Annotated in this window: 1 protein-coding gene; it reads right to left on the reverse strand. The window is 66.2% G+C overall.

Going from position 1 to position 1660, the window contains the following annotated elements; genetic code table 11:
• Nucleotides 1–89: 89 nt before the first annotated feature.
• The gene (locus AO501_RS14495; protein WP_156452559.1) at nucleotides 90–1469 is read right to left on the reverse strand and encodes an adenylate/guanylate cyclase domain-containing protein; all 1380 of its coding nucleotides are present in this window, start codon (nucleotides 1467–1469) and stop codon (nucleotides 90–92) included.
• Nucleotides 1470–1660: the final 191 nt, after the last annotated feature.

Consider the following 1660-nt stretch of genomic DNA (forward strand, 5'->3'; position numbering starts at 1 on the left):
CCCTGGCGCGGGCGGTGACGGTGGGGCGGGTGGGCCCGGCGGTGGTTTGCCGGGAGCAGACGGCAAATCGGGATCGATCGTCTGACCGCTCAGTTTGCCGATCCGCCCCTGACCAGCGCATACATCCGCCACACCCCCGGCACTCCCTTGAGTTCGTGCTCACCGCGCTCGACAAAGCCATGCCGCGATCCGGTCACGATGTCGCGCAGCGTCGAGGACACCAACACCTCACCAGCTCCCGCCAGCGCCGACACCCGCGCGGCGATATGCACGGCCATGCCGGCGACATCGGTGCCGCGCACTTCCACCTCCCCGGCATGAATGCCCACACGCACGTCGATGCCGAGCACGCGAACCGAGTCCACAATCGCGTCCGCACAAGCCAGAGCGGCGCTGGGACTGCTGAAAGTCACCACGAACCCGTCGCCGGCGGTGTTGACCTCACGGCCGCCGAATCGCTGGATCTCATGGCGGGCCACCTGGTCGTGATTGTCGAGCAGGTCGCGCCAGCGGTGGTCGCCGAGTTCAGCCGCACGCTGCGTCGAGCCGACGATGTCGGTGAACATAATTGTCGCCAGCACCCGCTCGGATTCGGCGCCGCCCCGCACGCCGGTCACGAACTCCTCGATCTCGTCGAGCATCGGCCCGGCGTCGCCCACCCAGTACAGGACGTCAGCGCCGGGCAGCTCGATGAAGCGGGACCCGGCGATGTGTTCGGCGACGTAGCGGCCCTGCCCGATCGGGATGAAGGTCGCACCCACCCGGTGCAACACCAGCGTCGGGGCACCGATCCGAGCAAGAGCTTCGCGAACGTCAGCCTCCGCCAACGCTTTTGCGACCGCTCTGGCCATACTCGGAGGTCCTGCCCGATTGCCGGCCAGATCCCACCAGGCCCGGAACGCGTCATCACCGGCCACCGACGGCGCAACGATGCGCAACACGTCGAATCCCTGCTCGACGGCGTCATGCTCGAGCGCGACGGTCAGATACGGATCAAGCAGCCTGGGTTCGGCGCCGACGCGATAGTCCGGTGCCCGCAACGCGCGGGCCGTGCCGCTGACGACGACCAGGTTGCGCACCCGCTCCGGATAGTCCGCCGCGAGAACCAGACCGGTCATCGCATGGAAATTCGGCGCAAAGACGGTGGCCTGTTCGCACCCCACCGCGTCCATCACCGCAATCGCGTCTTCGGCCCACTTCTTCGGCCCCAGCATGTCGAGGGCGGGCGTCCGCGATGAGAGACCGACGCCGCGGAGATCGAACCGGATTATCCGGGCGAATGAAGCCAGGCGTCGGTGGAAGCGGTACAGAGCCGGCTCGTCGTCGATCGAGTCGATCGGAACGAATGGGCCGGGCAGTACCAGCAGATCCCGCGGACCATCACCGAGTACCTGATAGGCGATATCCATATCACCGCAGCGGGCGTATCGGGTACGCGGAGCCAGCACCACTGGCACAGGGTAATTCATGTCAATGAGGTGAGACCGGCATTTACCGAGCGGGGCCGCCACCAGACTGCTCATCGGTTGCACAAAGCGAGAATTTTGTCGGCCGCGGACATACCGCAGGACGGGGTGTTTATCGGCTCTTCGCAATTGAGGGTGTAGGGCGGTCAGCTGTTTTCGACTGGTGATCGGGGGGTCTGGTTGGCTGGGGGTGT

This window comes from Mycobacterium gordonae, assembly GCF_001417955.2.
Lineage (GTDB): Bacteria > Actinomycetota > Actinomycetes > Mycobacteriales > Mycobacteriaceae > Mycobacterium > Mycobacterium gordonae_B.